12 protein-coding genes are annotated in these 14,198 nt (G+C 66.9%); 3 read left to right on the plus strand and 9 right to left on the minus strand.

The window, feature by feature from the left end; translation table 11 throughout:
* The first annotated feature begins 43 nt into the window (after positions 1 to 43).
* Both AB0280_RS13385 and AB0280_RS13390 read left to right on the plus strand, forming a co-directional pair.
* On the plus strand, positions 44 to 682 hold the full coding sequence (locus tag AB0280_RS13385; RefSeq protein WP_141161063.1) for a VOC family protein: 639 nt from the start codon (positions 44 to 46) through the stop codon (positions 680 to 682).
* Positions 683 to 889: 207 nt separating this feature from the next.
* Complete coding sequence (locus AB0280_RS13390; protein WP_366367476.1) at positions 890 to 2,671, plus strand: HNH endonuclease signature motif containing protein; 1,782 nt, start codon at positions 890 to 892, stop codon at positions 2,669 to 2,671.
* Between the two features lie 85 nt (positions 2,672 to 2,756).
* Here AB0280_RS13390 and AB0280_RS13395 read toward each other — a convergent pair whose 3' ends face one another.
* The 6 genes from AB0280_RS13395 to tdh all read right to left on the minus strand — a co-directional run bounded on the left by AB0280_RS13395 (position 2,757) and on the right by tdh (position 9,177).
* Positions 2,757 to 3,536 carry a CPBP family intramembrane glutamic endopeptidase gene (locus tag AB0280_RS13395; protein WP_366367478.1) on the minus strand — a complete coding sequence of 260 codons (780 nt, stop codon included), beginning with the start codon at positions 3,534 to 3,536 and terminating at the stop codon, positions 2,757 to 2,759.
* Between the two features lie 92 nt (positions 3,537 to 3,628).
* Positions 3,629 to 4,417: a DeoR/GlpR family DNA-binding transcription regulator gene (locus tag AB0280_RS13400; RefSeq protein WP_307492387.1), complete on the minus strand. Its 789-nt coding sequence runs from the start codon at positions 4,415 to 4,417 to the stop codon at positions 3,629 to 3,631.
* A gap of 99 nt (positions 4,418 to 4,516) precedes the next feature.
* On the minus strand, positions 4,517 to 5,728 hold the full coding sequence (gene hutI, locus AB0280_RS13405; RefSeq protein WP_366367480.1) for an imidazolonepropionase: 1,212 nt from the start codon (positions 5,726 to 5,728) through the stop codon (positions 4,517 to 4,519).
* An 11-nt stretch (positions 5,729 to 5,739) separates the two neighbouring features.
* Positions 5,740 to 6,870, minus strand: a complete 1,131-nt coding sequence (locus AB0280_RS13410; protein ID WP_366367482.1) for an NAD(P)/FAD-dependent oxidoreductase — start codon at positions 6,868 to 6,870, stop codon at positions 5,740 to 5,742.
* A gap of 55 nt (positions 6,871 to 6,925) precedes the next feature.
* Complete coding sequence (locus AB0280_RS13415; RefSeq protein ID WP_366367483.1) at positions 6,926 to 8,122, minus strand: glycine C-acetyltransferase; 1,197 nt, start codon at positions 8,120 to 8,122, stop codon at positions 6,926 to 6,928.
* Between the two features lie 8 nt (positions 8,123 to 8,130).
* Positions 8,131 to 9,177 carry an L-threonine 3-dehydrogenase gene (gene tdh, locus AB0280_RS13420; RefSeq protein ID WP_366367484.1) on the minus strand — a complete coding sequence of 349 codons (1,047 nt, stop codon included), beginning with the start codon at positions 9,175 to 9,177 and terminating at the stop codon, positions 8,131 to 8,133.
* A 125-nt stretch (positions 9,178 to 9,302) separates the two neighbouring features.
* On the opposite strand from tdh, the gene AB0280_RS13425 reads away from it, so the two are divergent.
* Positions 9,303 to 10,202 carry a LysR family transcriptional regulator gene (locus tag AB0280_RS13425; protein ID WP_366367486.1) on the plus strand — a complete coding sequence of 300 codons (900 nt, stop codon included), beginning with the start codon at positions 9,303 to 9,305 and terminating at the stop codon, positions 10,200 to 10,202.
* A gap of 31 nt (positions 10,203 to 10,233) precedes the next feature.
* On the opposite strand, the gene AB0280_RS13430 is transcribed toward AB0280_RS13425, so the two are convergent.
* From AB0280_RS13430 to gatA, 3 genes are all read right to left on the minus strand, one after another.
* Entirely contained in the window at positions 10,234 to 10,929 is a 696-nt protein-coding gene (locus tag AB0280_RS13430) for a hypothetical protein (RefSeq protein WP_366367488.1), read from the minus strand.
* Positions 10,930 to 11,124: 195 nt separating this feature from the next.
* Positions 11,125 to 12,633, minus strand: a complete 1,509-nt coding sequence (gatB, locus tag AB0280_RS13435) for an Asp-tRNA(Asn)/Glu-tRNA(Gln) amidotransferase subunit GatB (protein WP_286402989.1) — start codon at positions 12,631 to 12,633, stop codon at positions 11,125 to 11,127.
* Positions 12,633 to 14,198, minus strand: a complete 1,566-nt coding sequence (gene gatA, locus AB0280_RS13440; protein ID WP_159632432.1) for an Asp-tRNA(Asn)/Glu-tRNA(Gln) amidotransferase subunit GatA — start codon at positions 14,196 to 14,198, stop codon at positions 12,633 to 12,635. Before gatA ends, gatB begins: the two co-directional genes overlap by 1 nt.

Genomic DNA, 14,198 nt, shown 5'->3' on the forward strand with positions numbered 1-14,198 from the left:
ACCCTTAGCTGAGAGCCCGATCACAAAGTGCCAAGATGTTCGCATGCGCATGGATCACGTCTCTTACGCCTGTGAACACGATGGCCTCGCGGCCACTACCGAACGTATTGCAACTGCCCTCGGCGTTGAGGCAGTGAAGGGTGGCGTACACCCCCGCTTCGGAACCCGGAATATGATCATCCCGCTCGCCGGCCACAAGTACCTCGAAGTCGTTGAGGTCCTGGACCACCCGGCATCGGACAAGGCACCGTTCGGACAGGCAGTACGTGCCCGCTCCGCTGCTGGTGGCGGCTGGATGGGCTGGTGCGTCGAAGTGGACGACCTCGCCCCCTTCGAGGAACGCCTGGGCCGCGCTGCCGTGAACGGCAACCGCAAGTTCCCGGACGGCCGCGAACTGGTCTGGAAGCAGATTGGCATCCTGGGCCTCATCGCCGATCCCCAGGTGCCGTACATGCTCAAGTGGGAGGGCGATCCCTCGCTCCACCCGTCCCACGCGTACGAGAGCAACCTCAAGATGAGCTGCCTGACCATCGCCGGTTCCGCCTCGCGCGTCACCGAGTGGCTGGGTGAGCCGGTGGAGAAGCCGCTCGAGGACGTTGCGGTGGAGTGGGTCGCCCCGCACGGAACCCCGGGCATCCTCTCGGTCACCTTTGAAACCGCCAACGGAGCCGTCACCATCTGACCCTCCCCCGTTCCTCCCCGGATCACTTCGGGGAGGTCCCCGGGTTGTGCCCCGGGCAAACTTCGGCCGCCATTGGGTGGTGACAACGGCGTCACCAGCCAATGGCGGCCGAATTAATTTAAGAAGCTGCTCCCTGCGCCGCTATGAAGGACGCCAGCATGAACCGCGCACACTTTGGATGTCAGTGCCTCGTTGGATGATGTGGGCATGGGAATCAGCGGTGGTGTTGAGGTGGTTTTGGAGGGTGTTCGTGCCTCTGTTGCTGCCATCGATGCGCTGGATTTCGAAGATACTTCCCTGGCTGCCGGCGCCGGCATTGGTTCCCGTGTTGACGTGCTTCAACGGCGGTATGAGATCCGGCTGGAACGGCTGGAGGTTGCGGCCCGGCTGGAGGCGCAGCTCGCCGCGATGAAGGCGCTGGATACTGCCGAAGCCGTTGCCTTCCAGCAGGCGATGACGCCGCCGGACGCCACTGTCCAGGACCGCACTTACGCGGACATGTCGGTGGTGGAGGAGATCGCCGGGGTGCTGACCATCAGCTCGGCGGCCGCGGGCGCTTTGGTGGAGCACTCACGCCGGATCTGCTCCCTGCCGCTGGTGTTCGATGCACTGTCCGCCGGGGACATGTCCTGGCAGCACGCCCGGATTGTCGCCGATGAGACTGAAGGCCTCACCACCGAGGGCGCCCTGGCGTTGGTGGCGCACTTCTTCGACCCGGCTGCACCCCAGCCCGCCCGCGGCGCGGCCCCCGGCGAGCTTGTTCCGTCCCGGTTCCGGGCGAAGGTGCGTGGCTGGCGGGAACGCCACCACCCCGACTCGATCGAGAAGCGCCATGTAAAGGGTGTGGCTGACCGGCGGATGGAATACACCCCGGACAAGGACGGTATGGCCTGGATCTCCCTCTACTTGCCCGGGGACACCGCCTGCGCCATCTGGAACCGGACCACCGCGACCGCCCGCGGCCTCCAGGGACCAGACGAACCCCGCACCCTTACCCAACTCCGCCCCGACATCGCAGCATCGCTGCTCCTCGGCGCCGGCCACGCCGAGGAAGACGGTCCCGGCCTCGGCATTCAGGGCACGGAGGGTGTCACCGGGGTCGGGAAGGTCCCTGCGCCGCGGGCCGACGTCCTGGTCACCGTGCCCGTGTTCGCCCTGCTCGGTCAGACCGATGAACCCGCCGTACTGGACGGCTTCGGACCAATCCCGGCGTCCATGGCGCGCAAACTTGTCGCCGACGGGGCGGACTCGTTCTACCGGGTCCTGATCGACCCCCGCGACGGGGCACCACTGGAAATCGGCCGGAAAAACTACCGGCTCACCGAAACCATCAAACGCTGGATCAGGCTGCGCGACACCAAGTGCACCTTCCCCGGCTGCACCAACCGCACCCCCGACAACGAAACAGACCACCTACAAGCCTGGCAACACGGCGGCACCACCAACGTCAGCAACCTGGCCCAACTCTGCCCCAAACACCATCGACTCAAACACCACAGCCAATGGACACCAGATCCGGCCAACAAGAATGAACCACCCGGCTGGACCTCACCAACAGGCAGGCACTACAACCCAGAACACCCCGACCCCGAACCGGCCCAGTGGCCATCGGGAAGCTTGCCGATGGATGCTGTTGCGGCGCCCGTCGACGCGTCAGGTCCGCGCGAATACACGGCTGGCATTGGCGACAGCACTGAACGCAACGACATGCCGGGATTCACCGACGCGCCAGGACCTGCTGACACCGTTCCACTGGCTACGGCGCCACCATGGCGCGGGCCGCACCTATCGGAGGATCCGTTGTGGCAAGAGTTCCTTGCGGGGATGCCGGTGTGGCCTGATCCGCCTGTCGAAGAACCGCCAGGTGAGAACATGGTGGACCCCGGCGAGCTTTGCCCCACTGATCCCTTGTGGGATGAGTTCCATGCAAAGTTTTTCGAGCTGCCCGCTGACCCGCAGGCGGACTGGCAGCTGCTGCTGGGCATGTGAATGTGGGTGGTGTTGGGCATTGCGGGGACGCAGCACTTGTGCCGCTCAGGTAGCCCCTAAGCCCCACTGCCAGGCCGCGGCGCCACTATCCCAGCCCTACGGCCTTACCGAAGAGGCTGAAGCCGACGAATGCCACAATGTCCAGCAGCGCGTGGGCGATGACCAATGGCATGACGAGCTTGGTACGGGTGTAGAGCCAGGCGAAGACCACCCCCATCACCGCGTTTCCAATGAAGGGCCCGAAGCCCTGGTAGAGGTGGTAGCTGCCGCGCAGCAGCGAGCTGACGGCGATGGCGAGGGGCGTGCTCCACCCGAACTTGCCGAAGCGGTCCAGGAGGTAGCCCACCACAATGACTTCCTCGAGCACCGCGTGGCGCATCGCCGACAGGATCAGGACCGGAACAGTCCACCAATACGAGTCCAGTGCGCTGGGAATGATGGCGGTGGTGATGCCGAGGGCCCGGCCGGCCGCGTAAAGCCCCAGGGACGGTATGCCAATCAGCGCGGCGAGCCCGACGCCCTGCAGGAGGTCCCTCCCGGGCCGGGCGAAGTTGAATCCGAGCTTTTGGAATGCCGAACCGGAGTTGCGTGCGTTGCCGGGCGAAGCCTGCCGCTGGTCGGTGAGGAAGTAGAGAACCAGCAGTACTGGAACCAGCGCAAAGATGATATCCAGCAGCTGGTAGGTGAGGTCGAAGTACTCGCGGGTGCTTTGCGACCGGTTCAGGGTGGAGGTGCCCTCGGCCAGCGGGGCGCGGGTCATCTTGTCGAGCAGCTGCACCACGGAGTAGACAGCGGACTGGCCCAGGGACAGGCCCAGGACGATCCAGACTTCGAGCCGCAGTCGACGGCGGGAGGGAACCAGCATGTTCCCATCTTGCCTTCAGTTTCTGGATCCGGCCTGATGGAGCGGCAGATGTTGGACAGCACGGTACGCGGGCCGCGCACAGCCCAAGGGATTTATACGGGTGCGACGATCACTTCCGTGCCGTTGGCTTCGAACGCTGCCTTGTCGCGCGCAGAAATGCCGGAATCAGTGATTAGCCGGGTGAAGTCATAGCCATCCATGGTGGCAAAGGCCCGAACGCCAACTTTGGAGGAATCAGCCAGGACGTAGGACACCCTGGCGCGGGAAGCCAGCAAGGCGTTGACAGAGGCTTCCCCCTCCCCCGTGTTGGTGGGTCCCACCTCCGGATCGATGCCGTTGACACCGATGAAGGCGATGTCAAGCACCACCTTCTGCATGATGATGTCCGTGTAAGGGCCCACGAGCTCGTACGACCGCGGGTTCAGGATGCCGCCGGTCACCATCACCTTGATGTTGGGCCGCACCGCCAACTGGCCGGCGATGTTGATGGCATTGGTCACCACTGTCAGCGTCGGCTGGTTTGAGGGTGCGTTCAGGTCCTCGCGGGTGGCCAGGATCTGCGCAAGGGCGGTGCTGGTGGTGCCCCCGCAGAGACCGATCACCGCACCCGGCCGGATCAAGGCAGAGGCGCACTGCGCGATCTGTTCCTTGGCTTCGGCATGGTCGTCGCGGTTGTAACGTCCCGGCAGGTCGTATGCGAGGGCGCCCGTGGTGGCGCCGCCGCGGGTCCGCGTCAGCAGGCGTCGCTTGGCAAGGCTGTCCAGGTCGCGCCGGGCCGTGGCAGGGGAAACGTTGAGGGTGCTGACGATCTCGTCAACCTCCACCTGCCCGGTCTTGGCCAGCAGGTCGAGAATCGCCGTCAGCCGGTCGGTACGCGTCATACAAGCGGGCCTTTCGATACATCAGCCACCACTCCTGATGACGTTTCCTGATTATAACCCTAGGGAAACAATCAGGAACAATCAAAGTGGTGCCTTTGATTACCGTTCCCGGGTTCCGGCCCGCCAGACAGCGTACGTCAGCGGCATCCCCGGCCGGTAAGCGAGGTGCGTGGCGGACGGCGCGTTCAGTAAGTGCAGGTCGGCCCGGTGTCCGACGGCGATGGACCCCACGGCGCGTTCACCGTCGGCATCCCGCCCGGCTTCCTTGTGCAACGCCAGCGCGCCGCCGTAGGTGGCGGCCCGGACAGCCTCGTGCACGCTGAGGCGCATCTGGAGCACGGCCGTCGTCACGCAGAAAGCCATGGAGCTGGTGTACGACGTGCCCGGGTTGCAATTGGATGCCAAGGCCACCTGCACACCGGCGTCGAGGAGTTCGCGGGCGGGGGCCAACGGCTGGCGGGTGGACAGGTCGCAGGCAGGAAGGCAGGTGGCAACAGTGCCCCGCTCCCCCGTCCCCACGGCAGGGTCCCAGCCCGACCAGGACGCAGCCAGCGCTTTCACATCCTGCGCTGCAAGGTAGTTGACGTGGTCCACGCTGGCCGCGCCCAGCTCCACGGCGAGCTGCACACCGGGGCCTTCACCGAGCTGGTTGCCGTGCACGCGCAGCCCCAGCCCGGCGTCACGGCAGGCTACCAGCACACGGCGTGACTGCTCCGCGTTGAACGCGCCCTCCTCGCAGAAGACGTCAGCCCACTGGACGTACGGGCGGACCGCGGCGAGCATCGGCCCGCAGACCAGGTCCGTATAAGCCTCCGGATCCTGCCCGGCAGGCACCAGGTGCGCGCCGAGGTAGGTCACCTGGTCCGCGATGGTGGAGGCAATGCGCGCGCTCCGGGCCTCATGCTCAACGTCCAGTCCATAGCCGGTCTTGGTTTCCAGGTAAGTGGTGCCCTGGGATACGGCCTCGGCCACCCGCCCCATGGCCAGGCGGGTGAGGTCGAAATCGGACGTGGCACGCGTGGCGTTCATGGTGACGGCGATGCCGCCGGCGGCGTAGGCCTCCCCCGCCATCCGTGCCTCGAATTCTGCGGTGCGGTCCCCGGCGAACAGCAGGTGGCTGTGCGAGTCCACCCACCCCGGCAGCATGGCCCGGCCGCCGGCATCGACCGCGTCATCCGCGGCGGGAGCATCGGCCGCTGCCCCAAGCCAGGAGATCCGTTCGCCCTCGACCACCACCGCCGCGTCCTTCAAGACCCGGTGTTCCAGGTCCTGTGTCATCAGCTCGGCGATGTTGGTGATCAAGGTGCTCATGGAATCATTCTTCAGCGTCGGATGGACCAGCGTGTGGCTGCCAGGGCCTGTGCTGTCCGGGATTCCGGACCGTCCGCAGCCCCATCAGCAGGGGCGGAACCGCCGGAAGAGTGCAGCGCGGCAAGAATCTGCCCCGCTGCCAGCTCGGCCATCGCGGCCGAGGTCTGGAAGCCGTAGCCGCCCTGCCCTGCCAGCCAGTAGAATCCGGCAGCCTCGGCGTCGAACCCGGCCACCGGCAACCCGTCCGCTACTTCCGTGCGCAGGCCCGTCCATGCCCGGCGGATGCCGCTGATCCCCAGGCTGGTGAACGCATTGAGCTTTTCCACCAGGCGTTCCACATCGCCGGGACGCGGGCGCGCATCTTCGGGCCCGCTGGGCACCGTCTCCGAGGGAGAAATCAGCACGTCCTGCCCGTCCGGCCGGAAATAGAACGTGTTGTCCGCCGCTGCGACCATGGGGGTGGCGGCGGGCAAGGGATGGTCGACGGCGGCAATCGCCGCAGTGCGCCGGTACGGCTGGAGTCCCAGCTTCTCGACGCCGCTAAGCACCGCCAGTTCGTCCGCCCAGGCGCCTGCCGCATTGACCAGCACGGAGGCCTCAAAACCCTCTGCACCGGCACCCACCTGCCACCCGGAGCCCAGCCGTTGTGCCGAATGAACGCGGGCACCGGTGATGATGTCGGCTCCGGCGGCGAGCGCCCGCTTGCGGTGGTCCTCCAGCAGCAGGGGCGCATTGCAGCCAAAGGAGCCGGTATCCAGTCCGGCGGCTTCAAAGGTTCCCGGGACCAGCGCAGGGCACAGCTCAAGGGCACGGTCCACGGTAATGGGTTGCATGTGCCCGCTGGCTTCCGCGGCGACATCCTCCGCAGAGCCCACCAGCATGAAACTGCGCTGCGTCAGGACGGGTTCGGGCGATTCCGCGTCGCGGGCTGCGAGCAGCTCAAGGGTCCGGACGGTAAGCTCCTGCACCACGGGAGGCCCGTAGCTGGGGATCAGCTGGCGGGCGGAGCGGGAGGACGTGTGGTACGCCAGTTCCTGCTCCGCCTCCACCAGCGCAACGCTGCAGCGGCCGGCGAGGGCGGACGCCAGGGACAGGCCGGCGATGCCGCCGCCCACAATCAGGACATCGTAGTGTGCTGCCATTCGTCCATCCTGACAGAGTTCCAGCGAACTGAAACCCCGCCGTCGGGGAGTCCCGTCAGGCTGCTGCCTCGGTCCGGCTGGCGACGAAGGCGCCTACGCACGCTTCGACGTCGTCCGCTGAGTGCGCAGCGGAGAGCTGCACCCGGATCCTGGCGGCACCCCGCGGAACCACCGGGAAACTGAAGGCGGTGACGAAGACGCCATGCTGCAGCATCCGGTCCGCCACCTTGGCCGCCACGACGGCGTCGCCAAACATGACCGGGACAATGGCGTGCTCGCCGGGAAGCAGGTCGAAGCCCTCCTCGGTCATCCGGCGGCGGAACAGCCCGGCGTTTTCGAACAGGCGGCGGCGAAGGTCGGCCGAGTTCTGCACCAGGTCCAGCGCCTTGAGGGTGGCGGCCACGATGGCGGGAGCCAGGGAATTGGAGAACAGGTAGGGCCGCGCCTTCTGGCGCAGCATGGCCACGATCTCCCCGCGTCCGGAGACGTACCCGCCGGACGCTCCGCCCAGGGCCTTGCCGAAGGTGCCGGTGTAGATGTCCACCCGGTCATAGACGCCGGCGTGCTCGGGCGTTCCCGCACCGGTGGCGCCCATGAAGCCCACCGCGTGGGAGTCGTCCACCATGACCATGGCGCCGTACTTTTCGGCGAGGTCGCAGATGGCCTCAAGCGGGGCCAGGTAGCCGTCCATGGAGAAGACGCCGTCGGTGACGATCAGTGTCCGGCGGGCGTCCTGTGCCTCCTGCAGGCGGGCCTCGAGTTCGGCCATGTCCTGGTTGGCGTAGCGGTAGCGGCGGGCCTTGCAGAGGCGGATGCCGTCGATGATGGAGGCGTGGTTGAGCGCGTCGGAGATCACGGCGTCGTCCGGGCCCAGCAGGGACTCGAAGACGCCGCCGTTGGCGTCGAAGCAGCTGGAGAACAGGATGGTGTCCTCGGTGCCCAGGAACGCGGAGACCTTGGCTTCCAGTTCCAGGTGAAGGTCCTGGGTGCCGCAGATGAACCGGACGCTGGCCATGCCGAAGCCGCGCTCATCCATGGCGGCCTTGGCGGTGCTGATGATGTCCGGGTGGTCGGCCAGGCCCAGGTAGTTGTTGGCGCAGAAATTGAGCACATCAGCTCCCGGGCCGCCAATCTGCCCGGCGGTGATGTGGCTGGACTGGGGCGAGCTGATGCTGCGTTCGGTCTTGTACAGTCCCGCGGTGCGGATCCCGTCCAGTTCTTCGCGCAGCTGGTCCTTGATGGAGGTGTACATGGGGTTCCTTACAGTCGGGTCCAGTCGAGGACAACTTTGCCGCCTACGCCGCTGCGGGCGATTTCGAAGCCTTTTTCCCATTCCGTGGCGGGCAGCGTGTCCGTCACCACGGCGGAGATGCCGGCGTGCAGCACCGGATTGGAGGAGAGCATGGCGCTCATGGCGTACCAGGTTTCGTACATTTCGCGGCCGTAGATGCCCTTGAGCGTGAGCATGTGGGTGACCACTTTGCCCCAGTCGATGGTGATCTCCTGGCTGGGCAGGCCCAGCATGGCGATCCGGCCGCCGTGATTCATGTTGTCGATCATCTCAGGCAGGGCCGAGGGGTGGCCGGACATTTCCATTCCGACGTCGAAGCCTTCGCGCATGCCCAGCTCACGTTGGGCGTCGCGCACCCGGGTGGTGGAGACGTCGATGGCAAGATCGGCTCCGAGCTGCCGTGCCAGGTCCAGCCGCGGCCGGGAAACATCCGTAATGACGATCTTCCGCGCTCCGGCGTGGCGGGCCACGGCGATGGCCATGAGGCCGATAGGGCCTGCGCCGGTGATGAGCACGTCCTCGCCCACCAGCGGGAAGCTGAGTGCTGTGTGGACGGCATTTCCGAAGGGGTCGAAGATGGCACCGAGTTCGGGCGTGACGGAGGGATCATGGTGGACCCAGACATTGGTTTCGGGGATAACGACGTATTCGGCAAAGGCGCCATCGCGCTGGACTCCCACGCTGACCGTGTGGATGCACATCTGGCGGCGTCCGGCACGGCAGTTCCGGCAGATGCCGCAGACCACGTGGCCTTCGCCGGAGATCCTGTCCCCGACCTTGACCTCCCGGACGTCCTCGCCCACTTCAACCACTTCGCCGTAGAACTCGTGGCCGGCAATCAGGGGGGCTTCGATGATCCCCTGCGCCCAGGCGTCCCAGGACTGGATGTGCAGATCCGTGCCGCAGATTCCGGTGGTCATGACCCGGATCTTCACGTCAGCCGGGCCTGCTGCGGGTTCGGGCCGTTCGACGAGCTCGAATCCGGCGTGGGGGCCGGCTTTATACAGGGCCTTCATTGGCATCCTTACTGCTTGGCATTCAATCTGCGGGGTACGTCCCCATTGAAGCCCTGCCGATGCTTTAGCACAACAGGGATTTTCTCAATCGACGATGTAGCAGTCCTAATGATTAGAGTGGACGTATGGAGGTTCATCAGCTTGAAATCCTGCGGGAACTGGGCGCCCTGGGCAGTGTGAAGGCCGTGGCCGATACGCTCATGGTCACCCCGTCGGCAGTATCGCAGCAACTGGCGCACCTGCAGCGCACCGTGGAGGTGCCGCTGACGCGCAAGGAAGGCCGGAACCTGGTGCTCACGGAAGCCGGCCAGGTTCTCGCTGACGCGGGCGCCGCCGTCGTCAGTGCCATGGCCGACGCCCGGGGCGCGCTGGGCACTTACCACGGCTCGCCCGCCGGGAGGGTGACCGTCAGCGGGTTCCACAGCGCCGGGCAGGCCCTGTTCGCGCCCCTGGCCCGCATGCTGGACAGGCCGGAGCACCCGCGGATCGAGCTGTCCGACGAGGACGTCGCGCAACAGGACTTCCCGGCCCTCACCGCCCGGTACGACCTGGTGTTGGCGCACCGCATGGACCACAGTCCCCGCTGGCCGGCGGAGCGGGTCGCGGTGATCCCGCTGGCGCATGAGCCGCTGGACGTGGCGCTGCCCGCCGGCCATCCCCTGGCCCAACAGGAGACGGTCACGGCGGACGACGTCGGTACAGAGGCCTGGGTGACCAGCCACCCCGGCTACTCCCCCGCCGATGTCCTGTCCGCCGTCGCCGCCGTCTCCAGCCGCGAGCCTAATATCGTGCACCGCATCAACGACTATTCCACCGTGGCGGCACTCGTGGCCGCCGGCGGTGTGGTGGGGCTGCTCCCCAGATACACGGCGGGCCCGGTCCTGAACCCGGACATCGTGCTGCGACCCCTGGAGGGGATCAGCACCCGCCGCAGGATCGACCTGCTGGCCCGGCCGGAGAACCTCAAGCGCCGCTCCGTGGTGATGGTCTGCGAGGCGCTGGAGGACATCATGGCGGGCTGGTGAAACAGGGCTGAGCCGGCCGGCGTACTGGAGGCTACGAGTCCTGGCCGTCCTGGTGGTTGCCCTTGCCCATCTTGTGTCCAAGTCCTTGGCCGTTACCCGGCACATGGCCCGGCCCGCGTCCCAACCCACGCCCCAGCCCCAGTCCGGGCCCGTCACCGGCGCCCTTCACGATCCGCGTGGCCGTGGCATTGTCCCCGTCCTTGACGCCGGCGATGCGCACGGTGTCCCCGGCGGCGATGTCCGCGATGGTCCCGTCCGTCGGCTTAAGCCGCTTGCCGTCGTCGGACTTTCCACCGGGGCTGGGCGTTGCTTCCGGGCTGGGCGTTGCACCTGGATTGGCGGCCGGAGGAATCGTGGTCACCTTCGTGTCGCCATTGACGGTGTAGGTCTGGGAGAAGCCGTCCCCGCTCTTGACGGTGATGCCGGTATCGCTGACCGACTCCACGGTCCCGTTCTGTTCCAGGACCGTCTGGTAGGTTCCGTCGGGCTTCCTGGCGACGCCTTCGCCGTGCAGGAGTTGCCCGCGCTCGGCCTTGCCGGGCTTATGTGGCCCCGGGGCGCTGCCTGAGTTGCCGGGCGCTGATTGTGATGATGGTGAGGGCGACGGCGTGGGTGCGGGCGTCCCGGTTGCCGACCAGGCGAGGGCGGCCCCTGTCCCGGTAAGTGCCACGGCCACGGCACCGGCCAGCACCGCCTTGCGCATCCTCATAGGTTCCCGGACCACCATGGTTGTTCCTCCCGCACGCAGCCAGGGCACCGGCGCCCTGTGGGCTCCAGTGTAAGTCCGCCGCAGGCGCCCAACCACGGGTAGTTTCACTGAGCGCCGCCTGAGTACTTAACGCGGAACTGGGTAGCACCAGGTGTCGTTATGAGGGTTCAAAACGACACCTGGCGCTACCCAGTTGGGTCCTGCAGGGGTGTACTAGACGGTGACGCCCAGCTTCTCCAGGATCAGTTCCTTCACGCGGCCGGCGTCGGCCTGTCCACGGGTAGCCTTCATGACCCCGCCCACGATCGCGCCGATGGCCTGCACCTTGCCGCCCCGGATCTTGTCCGCGACGTCGGGCTGCGCGGCGAGTGCGGCGTCGATGGCTTCCAGGAGGGGCCCGTCGTCGGATACGACGGCAAGGCCGCGCTTCTCCACGATCTCCTCCGGGGTGCCCTCACCGGCGAGCACGGCGTCCAGCACCTGGGAGGCCATCTTGTTGTTGATCTTGCCCGCCTCAACCATGCGGCTCAGCTCCACCACCGTGGCAGCCTCAACGCCCAACTGGCCGGGATCGACGTCGGCAGCTTTGGCGCGGCCCACAATCTCACCCATCCACCACTTGCGGGCCACGGATGCGGTGGCGCCGGCGGCGATGGTTTCCTCGATCTCGTCCAGGACGCCGGCGTTGACCACGTCGCGGAATTCGAGGTCGGAGTAGCCCCAGTCGGCCTTGAGGCGCTTGCGGCGCTCGGCCGGCGGCTCGGGCAGGGTGGCGCGCAGTTCCTCCACCCATTCGCGGGAGGCCACCACGGGAACCAGGTCCGGTTCCGGGAAGTAGCGGTAGTCATCGGCGTCGGACTTGGCGCGGCCGGAGGTGGTGGTGCGGGTGTCCTCGTGCCAGTGGCGGGTTTCCTGGATCACCGGTTCACCCGAGTCCAGGACAGCGGCGTGGCGCTGAATCTCGTAGCGGACGGCGTGCTCCACCGCGCGGAGCGAGTTCACGTTCTTCGTCTCGGAACGGATGCCGAACCGCTCACGGCCGTGCGGGCGGAGCGAAACGTTCGCGTCGCAGCGGACGTTGCCCCGTTCCATCTTCGCGTCGGACACGCCCAGGTTCTTCACGATCTCCCGGACGGCCGCCACGTAGGCCTTGGCCAGTTCCGGTGCACGGGACCCGGCGCCCTCGATGGGCTTGGTGACGATTTCCACCAGCGGAACACCGGCACGGTTGTAGTCCACCAGCGAGAAGTCGGCGCCCTGGATCCGGCCGGTGGCACCGCCCATGTGGGTCAGCTTCCCGGCGTCCTCCTCCATGTGCGCGCGCTCGATCTCCACGCGGAACACGGTGCCGTCCTCGAGCTCGACGTCCAGGTAGCCGTCGTAGGCGATGGGCTCGTCGTACTGGGACGTCTGGAAGTTCTTGGGGGTGTCCGGGTAGAAGTACTGCTTCCGGGCGAAGCGGCAGGATTCGGCGATCTTGCAGTTCAGCGCCAGGCCAATCTTGATGGAAGACTCGATGGCCGTCTTGTTCACCACGGGCAGGACGCCGGGCATACCCAGGTCCACCTCGTTGACGTTGGTGTTGGGCTCGTCGCCGAAGACGTTGGGGGCGGAGGAGAACATCTTGGTCTTGGTGTTCAGCTCCACGTGGACCTCGAACCCCAGGACGGGATCGTACTTCTCCATGGCCTCTTCGAAGCTCAGGATGTCATCAGTGCTCATTATTTTGCCTCCTGGGTTTCGAGGGTTCCGGCAACGGCAAGGTCGGGAGCCTGGGCCAGCAGCGGGCCGCCCCACTTGGCTTCGAGCAGCGATTCAAGGACCGCACCCACCCGGTACAGGCGGGCGTCCTCGCGGGCCGGGGCCAGCAACTGGATACCGACAGGCAGCCCGTCCTCGTCCGCCAGGCCGCCAGGCAGCGACAGGCCGGGGACGCCGGCAAGGTTGGCCGGGATGGTGGCGACGTCGTTGAGGTACATGGCCAGCGGATCGTCCAGTTTTTCGCCGAGCGGGAACGCCGTGGTGGGGGCGGTGGGCGAGATCAGGACGTCAGCCTGCGCAAAGGCGGCCTCGAAGTCCCGCTGCACCAGCGTGCGGACCTTCTGGGCCGAGCCGTAGTAGGCGTCGTAGTAACCGGCGGACAAGGCGTAGGTGCCCAGGATGATGCGGCGCTTGACTTCGTCGCCGAAGCCGGCGGCGCGGGTGGCACCCATCACGCGTTCGATGGTCATGGGGCCATCTTCGGGGAGGACGCGCAGGCCGTACCGGACGCCATCGAACTTGGCCAGGTTGGATGAGGCCTCGGACGGCATGATCAGGTAGTAGGCGCCCAGGGCGTACTGGAAGTTGGGGCAGGAGACCTCAACGATCTCCGCGCCGGCTTCCTTGAGCAGCTCCAGGGCGTCGTTGAAACGGTTTTCGACGCCGGCCTGGTAGCCCTCGCCGTGCAGTTCCTTGATGATGCCGATCCGCAGGCCCTCGACGTTGCCGGTCTTCGCGGCGGCAACGAGGTCCGCCAGGGGTTCGGGCAGCGAGGTGGAGTCGCGGGGATCGTGGCCGCCGATGACCTGGTGCAGGAGCGCGGAGTCCAGTACGGTGCGGGTGACGGGGCCGATCTGGTCCAGGGAGGATGCCATAGCGATGGCGCCGTAGCGGGAGACGCTGCCGTAGGTGGGCTTCACGCCCACGGTTCCGGTGACGGCGCCGGGCTGGCGGATGGAGCCGCCGGTGTCCGTACCCAGGGCCAGGGGCGCCTCGAAAGCAGCGACGGCGGCAGCGGAGCCGCCACCCGAGCCGCCGGGGATCCGGTCCAGGTCCCAGGGGTTGCGGGTGGGGCCGTAGGCGGAGTGCTCCGTGGAGGAGCCCATGGCGAACTCGTCCAGGTTGGTCTTGCCCAGGATGGGCATCTTTGCGGCGCGAAGGCGTTCGACGACGGTGGCGTCGTACGGGCTGTGCCAGCCTTCGAGGATCTTCGAGCCGGCGGTGGTGGGCTGGCCGATGGTGACGATCAGGTCCTTGACGGCGATGGGGACGCCGGCCAGGTAGTGCAGTGCTTCTGCTTCCGCCCCGCCGGCGGCGCGGATGGCGTCCACCTCCGCGGCGACGGCGAGCGCTTCCTCCGCGTTGACGTGCAGGAAGGCGTTGACCTTCCCGTCGACGGCGGCAATGCGGTCCAGGTGGGCCTGGGTGGCTTCGACGGCGGTGACTTCGCCGGCGCGCAGTTTCTCGGCAAGCTGTGCGGCGGACAGCCGGATCAGGGTGCCGGCGCTGGTGTTCTTTTCAGTCAT

It is taken from the genome of Pseudarthrobacter sp. 902506025 (assembly GCF_040702325.1).
In the GTDB taxonomy this organism is placed as follows: domain Bacteria; phylum Actinomycetota; class Actinomycetes; order Actinomycetales; family Micrococcaceae; genus Arthrobacter.

What these genes read in the sequence shown, in the direction of transcription:
- AB0280_RS13385 (WP_141161063.1), top strand. Translation starts at nt 44, where the DNA reads ATGCGCATGGATCACGTCTCTTACGCCTGTGAACACGATGGCCTCGCG.
- AB0280_RS13390 (WP_366367476.1), top strand. Translation starts at nt 890, where the DNA reads ATGGGAATCAGCGGTGGTGTTGAGGTGGTTTTGGAGGGTGTTCGTGCC.
- AB0280_RS13395 (WP_366367478.1), bottom strand. Translation starts at nt 3,536, where the DNA reads ATGCTGGTTCCCTCCCGCCGTCGACTGCGGCTCGAAGTCTGGATCGTC.
- AB0280_RS13400 (WP_307492387.1), bottom strand. Translation starts at nt 4,417, where the DNA reads ATGACGCGTACCGACCGGCTGACGGCGATTCTCGACCTGCTGGCCAAG.
- hutI (WP_366367480.1), bottom strand. Translation starts at nt 5,728, where the DNA reads ATGAGCACCTTGATCACCAACATCGCCGAGCTGATGACACAGGACCTG.
- AB0280_RS13410 (WP_366367482.1), bottom strand. Translation starts at nt 6,870, where the DNA reads ATGGCAGCACACTACGATGTCCTGATTGTGGGCGGCGGCATCGCCGGC.
- AB0280_RS13415 (WP_366367483.1), bottom strand. Translation starts at nt 8,122, where the DNA reads ATGTACACCTCCATCAAGGACCAGCTGCGCGAAGAACTGGACGGGATC.
- tdh (WP_366367484.1), bottom strand. Translation starts at nt 9,177, where the DNA reads ATGAAGGCCCTGTATAAAGCCGGCCCCCACGCCGGATTCGAGCTCGTC.
- AB0280_RS13425 (WP_366367486.1), top strand. Translation starts at nt 9,303, where the DNA reads ATGGAGGTTCATCAGCTTGAAATCCTGCGGGAACTGGGCGCCCTGGGC.
- AB0280_RS13430 (WP_366367488.1), bottom strand. Translation starts at nt 10,929, where the DNA reads ATGGTGGTCCGGGAACCTATGAGGATGCGCAAGGCGGTGCTGGCCGGT.
- gatB (WP_286402989.1), bottom strand. Translation starts at nt 12,633, where the DNA reads ATGAGCACTGATGACATCCTGAGCTTCGAAGAGGCCATGGAGAAGTAC.
- gatA (WP_159632432.1), bottom strand. Translation starts at nt 14,198, where the DNA reads ATGACTGAAAAGAACACCAGCGCCGGCACCCTGATCCGGCTGTCCGCC.